This window comes from Streptomyces sp. KR55, from assembly GCF_052245645.1.
Lineage (GTDB): Bacteria > Actinomycetota > Actinomycetes > Streptomycetales > Streptomycetaceae > Streptomyces > Streptomyces flavusporus.
In genome coordinates this window covers 1-6789 of sequence record NZ_JBQQCE010000520.1, presented here as the reverse complement: position 1 = coordinate 6789, position 6789 = coordinate 1, and the positions used below count along the sequence as shown (strand labels likewise).

Here is a 6789-nt window from a genome sequence, read left to right as displayed (position 1 = left end):
GGCACGTCGTACGCCGTCAACAGCGCGGCCACGATGGCGGGCGTGCTCGTCGCCGGCCGCTTCGCCAGGACGACGGGACTGTGGCGGGCCACGCAGATGTGCGCGCTGGCGGCGGGCGGGGCGGTGTTCCTGATCCCGGCCGCGTCCCTGGGCCTCGCCTTCCCGGTGCTGCTCGCCTACCAGATCTGCTACGGCCTCTCCGGCACCGTATGGATGATCTCCATGACCACCACGCAGCAACTGGTCACCCCGGAGGGCATGCAGGGCCGCGTGGCCGGGTTCGTCCAGGCTGCTCTTCTCGCCACGGTCCCGGTCGGGGCACTGGCGGGCGGTGCGCTGGCCGCGTGGCTGGGCAACGTGCCGGTGCTCCTCGGTTCGGCGGCGGTCGCCCTGCTGTCGGCGGCGACGCTGTGGGTGCCCGCGGGGGCGGACGAGACCGGCGACGCCGGCCGACGAGCCGTGCAGCCGTCCCGGCCGCCCTCGTCGTCGACCGGCACCTCGGAAGGTACGGCTGGCTGATCGTCGTCAAGGGGACGAAAACGGAAACGGTCGAGCAGGGGGTGAACCCGGTCGGCGATGGTCAGGATGGAGGCATGGGATTCCATGTCGACTCCGAGGCCGGGCGGCTGCGCCGCGTCATCCTGCACCGGCCCGATCTCGAGCTCAAAAGGCTCACGCCCAGCAACAAGGACGCCCTGCTCTTCGACGACGTCCTGTGGGTCCGCCGGGCGCGGGCCGAGCACGACGGGTTCGCCGACGTGCTGCGCGACCGTGGCGTCACCGTCCACCTGTTCGGCGATCTGCTCACCGAGGCCCTGGAGATCCCGGCGGCCAGGAAGCTCGTCCTGGACCGGGTCTTCGACGAGAAGGAGTACGGGGTGCTCGCCACCGACCACCTCCGTGCGGCCTTCGAGGGCCTGCCCTCGCGCGAGCTGGCCGAGGCCCTCGTCGGCGGCATGACCAAGCGGGAGTTCCTGGAGGCGCACCCCGAACCGACCTCCGTGCGCTTCCATGTCATGGAACTCGACGACTTCCTCCTCGCACCCCTGCCCAATCACCTCTTCACCCGTGACACCTCCGCCTGGATCTACGACGGCGTCTCCGTCAACGCCATGCGCTGGCCGGCCCGCCAGCGCGAGACCGTGCACTTCGAGGCGATCTACCGGCATCACCCGCTCTTCCGCGACACGGGCTTCCACGTCTGGTCCGAGGGACAGGCCGACTACCCGTCCACCATCGAGGGCGGGGACGTCCTGGTGATCGGGAACGGCGCCGTCCTCATCGGCATGAGCGAGCGGACGACGCCACAGGCCGTCGAGATGCTCGCGCACAAGCTGTTCGCCGCGGGCTCCGCGCAGACCATCGTGGCCCTCGACATGCCCAAGCGGCGCGCCCTGATGCACCTCGACACCGTGATGACGATGGTCGACGGTGATGTCTTCACCCAGTACGCGGGGCTCGGCATGCTCCGCTCGTACACCATCGAACCGGGCGTCGGCGAGAAGGAGCTCAAGGTCACCGACCACCCTCCGGAGCACATGCACCGGGCGATCGCCGCCGCGCTGGGCCTGAGTGAGATCCGGGTCCTGACCGCGACCCAGGACGTGCACGCGGCCGAGCGCGAGCAGTGGGACGACGGCTGCAACGTGCTCGCCGTCGAGCCGGGCGTCGTCGTCGCCTATGAGCGGAACTCCACCACCAACACGCACCTGCGCAAGCAGGGCATCGAGGTGATCGAGATCCCGGGCAGCGAGCTGGGCAGGGGCAGGGGCGGGCCACGGTGCATGAGCTGTCCGGTCGAACGGGATGCCGTATAGGAATCCACCAGGTGCATAGAAATGTCGACAGTCGTATAGACTTCCAGGAGTCCGTGTACCTGTACCTCTGGAGCGCCCGATGGCGACAGCCCCGACCTCACTCGCCGGCCGCCACTTCCTCAAGGAGCTGGACTTCACCGAGGGCGAGTTCCGCGGCCTGATCGAGCTGGCCGCCGAGCTGAAGGCCGCCAAGAAGGCCGGGGCCGAGACCCAGTACCTGCGGGGAAAGAACATCGCGCTGATCTTCGAGAAGACCTCGACGCGCACCCGCTGTGCCTTCGAGGTCGCGGCCGCCGACCAGGGCGCCTCGACGACCTACCTGGACCCCTCCGGTTCGCAGATCGGGCACAAGGAGTCCGTGAAGGACACCGCCCGCGTCCTCGGCCGGATGTTCGACGCCATCGAGTACCGGGGCGACAGCCAGGCCGACGTCGAGGAGCTGGCGGCGTACGCGGGCGTGCCCGTCTACAACGGACTCACCGACGACTGGCACCCCACCCAGATGCTCGCCGACGTGCTCACCATGACCGAGCACAGCGCGAAACCGGTCAAGGAGATCGCCTTCGCCTACCTCGGCGACGCCCGCTTCAACATGGGCAACTCCTACCTGGTCACCGGCGCCCTGCTCGGCATGGGCGTCCGTATCGTCGCCCCGAAGTCCTACTGGCCCGCCCAGGACATCGTCGACCGGGCCCGCGCGCTCGCCGAGACCAGCGGCGCCCGCATCACGCTCACCGAGTCCCTGGACGAGGGCGTCCTGGGCGCCGACTTCGTCGCCACGGACGTCTGGGTCTCCATGGGGGAGCCCAAGGAGGTCTGGGACGAGCGGATCGCCGCCCTCAGCCCGTACGCCGTGACCATGGACGTCCTGCGTGCCACCGGCAACCCGGACGTGAAGTTCCTGCACTGCCTGCCCGCCTTCCACGACCTGGGCACCAAGGTCGGCCGTGAGATCCACGAGCGGCATGGCCTCGAGTACCTGGAGGTCTCGGACGAGGTCTTCGAGTCCGCCCACTCGGTCGTCTTCGACGAGGCGGAGAACCGGCTGCACACCATCAAGGCCGTGCTGGTGGCCACGCTGGCCTGACCCGGCGCCTTATGCTGTCCGGCGGCCCGGAGCCACCCCTTCCGCGGCCGCCGCGCGACCTGACCCGGTCGCACCCGCACCACCAAGAAACGAGCACCACCCGTATGCCCCGCATCAAGTCCCCCGCCCTGCTGGTGGCCGATTCCGGCGCCGACCGCGAAGGTCACGGCCTGAAGCGCACCATGGGCCTGTTCCAGCTCATCTGCTTCGGCGTCGGCGCCATCGTCGGCACCGGCATCTTCGTCGGACTGTCCGACTCGGTCGCCCAGGCCGGCCCCGCCGTCGTCGTCTCCTTCGTGCTCGCCGCGATCACCTGCGTGTTCACCGCGTTCGCCTTCGCCGAGCTGGGCGGCGCGATCCCCGTCTCCGGCTCCTCGTACTCCTTCGCCTACGCGGGCCTCGGCGAGACCACAGCCTTCCTGGTCGGCTGGTGCCTGCTCCTGGAGTACGGCGTGTCGGTGTCCGCCGTCGCGGTCGGCTGGAGCCAGTACGTCAACGAACTGCTCGACAGCCTCATCGGCCTGCAGCTGCCCGCCGCGCTCTCCGCGAGCCCCGGCGACGGCGGGGTCGTCAACCTGCCCGCGGTCCTGGTCATCGCCATGGCCGCCGTCCTGCTGGTGCGCGGCGTGCGCGAGAGTGCCCGGGCCACCGCCGCCATGGCGGCGCTCAAGCTCGCCATCCTCGTCGCGTTCTGCGCGATCGGCTTCAGCGCCTTCCAGGACGGCAACCTCGTGCCGTTCGCCCCGGCCGGACTGGCCGGCATCGGCGCGGGCACCACGGCCGCCTTCTTCTCGTACATCGGCTTCGATGCGATCACCACCGCCGGTGAGGAGGCGAAGAACCCGCGCCGGGACATCCCGGTCGCGATCCTCGTCTGCATCGGCCTGGTCACCCTGCTGTACTGCGCGGTCGCCCTGGCCGCGATCGGCGCCATCGGTGCCGACGAGGTCGGCGGCCGGCCCGCCGCGCTGTCGTACGTCGTCGACCAGGTCACCGGCTCCGGCGTCGGCGGCACAGTGATCGCCTTCGGCGCGGTCGTGGCCATCGCCTCGGTGGTGCTGGCGGTGATGTACGGACAGAGCCGCATCCTGATGTCGATGTCCCGGGACGGGCTCGTCCCGCGCGTCTTCGAGAAGGTGTCGCCGAGGACCGCCACGCCGGTCGCCGGCACCCTGATCATCGCGGTGGTCTTCGCCGTCCCGGCGGCCTTCGCGTCGCTGGACTCCGTGGTCAACCTGTGCACCATCGGCACGCTCGCCGTCATGGCCGTGGTCAATGTCGCGGTGATCGCCCTGCGCCGCCGCGAGCCGGACCTGCCGCGCACCTTCCGGGTGCCGCTGTACCCCGTGGTGCCGCTGCTCGGCGTCGCCTTCTGCCTGTACCTGATGTACGAGACCGGCTCGACGACCTGGATCCAGTTCGCGGTGTTCCTCGCGGTGGGGCTCCTGGTGTACGTCGGCTACGGGCGCCGCAACTCGCGGCTGACCGAGGTCACGCCGGACGAGGGCGCCACTGACGAGGTACTGCAGGGAGTCTGAACCACACCGCCTTGCCGGACTCGGTGGGGCGGTGACCGCAGGAGGCGCTGAGGGTGCGGATCAGCAGCAGACCGCGCCCGTGCTCCTGCCACGGGTCGGGCGGGCCGTCGTCGGGCTGGGTGAGGTCGCCCGGCGGCGCCGGGTCCGGGTCGTGCACCTCCACCTGGCAGGCGGTCGGCAGCAGCTCCAGCACCAGCTCTATCGGGGCGTCCCCGGCGGTGTGCTCCACGGCATTGGCGACCAGCTCCGCCGTGAGCAGCTCCGCGGTGTCACTGTCGGCGCCGTGCTCCAGCTCGGCCAGCGCGGAGCGGACCAGCGCGCGCGCCACGGGCACGGCCGCGGCGGAGTGCGGCAGTGCGACACGCCAGGAGGCAGACGGGAGGGGCGGCACGAAGTGCCTCCGTGAGGGGAGGTGGTCGGGTGGCGGGTGGGCAGGGAGGCGTTCGTGCAAGGCGAGTCCGTTCATGGAGCAGGCTCCTGGGGCCGACATTCAGGCTGTCCTGCTTTCAACTTCAGGAATGGTACGACGCCCTCGAAACGGTCCCACGACGGGCGTCGCCCGGGACCTTCGGCCCCGTATGACCGGCTTACCCGGGTGAACGGGCGGTCTCGCACCACTGTGCCCGCCGTTACCACGTTATTGACTTCCGGTTACCTATGTGACGGGAGCGCACCCTTGGGATCAGTCCTGTGACCAGGTCTTATCGCGCCTTCGTGACGGTAGTCACAGTTGGGTGATAGCGTCGTGGGTAAGAGGTCAGTGAGGCAGTGCCCGCCCGAGGAGGCCGCACCCATGAGTCCCTTCACCGGCTCCGCCGCCCCCACCTCACGCTGGCGCCATCTGCGCGTCGACCGCACCGACGGCATCGCCACCGTGACCCTCGCCCGCCCCGAGAAACTCAACGCCCTCACCTTCGGCGCCTACGCCGACCTGCGCGACCTGCTCGCCGAGCTGGCCCGGGAGCGGTCCGTGCGCGCCCTGGTGCTGGCCGGCGAGGGACGCGGCTTCTGCTCCGGCGGGGACGTCGACGAGATCATCGGCGCGACCCTCTCGATGGACACCGCCCAGCTCCTGGACTTCAACCGGATGACCGGCCAGGTGGTGCGGGCCCTGAGGGAGTGCCCGTTCCCGGTGATCGCCGCGGTGCACGGCGTGGCGGCCGGCGCGGGTGCCGTCCTCGCCCTGGCCGCGGACTTCCGGGTCGCCGACCCCACCGCCCGCTTCGCCTTCCTCTTCACCCGGGTCGGCCTGTCCGGCGGCGACATGGGCGCCGCGCACCTGCTGCCGCGGGTCGTCGGACTGGGCCACGCCACCCGCCTCCTCATGCTCGGCGAGCCGGTGCGGGCACCGGAGGCCGAGCGGATCGGCCTGATCAGCGAACTCACCGACGAGGGCAGCGCCGACGAGGCCGCCCAGGCCCTGGCCCGCCGCCTGGCCGAGGGCCCGGCACTGGCATACGCCCAGACGAAGGCGCTGCTGACGGCGGAGCTGGACATGCCGCTGGCGGCGGCGGTCGAACTGGACGCCTCGACGCAGGCCCTGCTGATGAACGGCGAGGACTACGCAGAGTTCCATGCGGCGTTCAAGGAAAAGCGCCCTCCAAAGTGGAGGGGACGGTGAGTGTGCCCACCCCAGGGGCGCGGGGAACTGCGCGACCAGCCACGTACGACCCGCAGCCGCACGAAGAGACCAGCCACCCCCTACGAGTCGCAATCATCGGCGGCGGCCCCGGCGGCCTCTACGCAGCCGCCCTGCTGAAACGCCTCGACCCGGCCCGCGAAATCACCCTCTGGGAACGCAACGCCCCCGACGACACCTTCGGCTTCGGAGTCGTCCTCTCCGACGAAACCCTGGGCGGCATCGAACACGCCGACCCGGTGGTCTACGAGGCCCTGCAGCAGCACTTCGTACGGTGGGACAACATCGACATCGTGCAGGGAGGCATCCAGCACACCTCCGGAGGACACGGCTTCGCCGCCCTCGGCCGCAAACGCCTCCTCGAGATTCTGCACGACCGCTGCCGCGCCCTCGGCGTAGAGATCCGCTTCCGCACCGAGGCCCCGCACCCGGCCGGCCTGGCGGACACATACGACTTGGTGATCGCCGCCGACGGCGTGCACAGCAGCACCCGCGAGGCCTACGCCCACATCTTCCGGCCCCAGGCGGCAGCCCACCGCTGCCGCTACATCTGGCTCGCCGCCGACTTCCCCTTCGGCGCCTTCCGTTTCGAGATCGCCGAGACCGAGCACGGCGTGATGCAGCTGCACGGCTATCCGTATGCGGCCGACGCCTCCACCGTGATCGTCGAGATGCGCGAGTAGGTGTGGCGGGCGGCCGGGTTCGCGG

General features: G+C 70.5%; 5 protein-coding genes and 2 pseudogenes. 6 read left to right on the top strand and 1 reads right to left on the bottom strand.

Annotation, left to right across the window (positions count from 1 at the left end; all coding sequences use genetic code 11):
- The 4 genes and pseudogenes from ACTWQJ_RS43970 to ACTWQJ_RS43955 form a co-directional block, all read left to right on the top strand.
- A pseudogene (locus tag ACTWQJ_RS43970) lies at positions 1-519 on the top strand (MFS transporter); the annotation flags it as partial.
- A 74-nt stretch (positions 520-593) separates the two neighbouring features.
- The gene (locus tag ACTWQJ_RS43965) at positions 594-1817 is read left to right on the top strand and encodes an arginine deiminase (RefSeq protein ID WP_224736427.1); all 1224 of its coding nucleotides are present in this window, start codon (positions 594-596) and stop codon (positions 1815-1817) included.
- A gap of 79 nt (positions 1818-1896) precedes the next feature.
- Positions 1897-2904 carry an ornithine carbamoyltransferase gene (gene argF / locus ACTWQJ_RS43960; RefSeq protein ID WP_443312000.1) on the top strand — a complete coding sequence of 336 codons (1008 nt, stop codon included), beginning with the start codon at positions 1897-1899 and terminating at the stop codon, positions 2902-2904.
- Positions 2905-3008: 104 nt separating this feature from the next.
- Entirely contained in the window at positions 3009-4442 is a 1434-nt protein-coding gene (locus tag ACTWQJ_RS43955; RefSeq protein WP_443311999.1) for an amino acid permease, read from the top strand.
- On the opposite strand, the gene ACTWQJ_RS43950 is transcribed toward ACTWQJ_RS43955, so the two are convergent.
- The gene (locus ACTWQJ_RS43950) at positions 4396-4908 is read right to left on the bottom strand and encodes an ATP-binding protein (RefSeq protein ID WP_443311998.1); all 513 of its coding nucleotides are present in this window, start codon (positions 4906-4908) and stop codon (positions 4396-4398) included. The two genes, ACTWQJ_RS43955 and ACTWQJ_RS43950, sit on opposite strands and share 47 nt — an antisense overlap.
- A gap of 327 nt (positions 4909-5235) precedes the next feature.
- Here ACTWQJ_RS43950 and ACTWQJ_RS43945 point away from each other — a divergent pair, with 327 nt between their 5' ends.
- Together ACTWQJ_RS43945 and ACTWQJ_RS43940 are read left to right on the top strand one after the other, a co-directional pair.
- Positions 5236-6063: an enoyl-CoA hydratase family protein gene (locus ACTWQJ_RS43945; protein WP_443311997.1), complete on the top strand. Its 828-nt coding sequence runs from the start codon at positions 5236-5238 to the stop codon at positions 6061-6063.
- Positions 6048-6761: pseudogene (locus ACTWQJ_RS43940) on the top strand (NAD(P)-binding protein); the annotation flags it as partial. The gene ACTWQJ_RS43945 and the pseudogene ACTWQJ_RS43940, both read left to right, overlap by 16 nt.
- Positions 6762-6789: the final 28 nt, after the last annotated feature.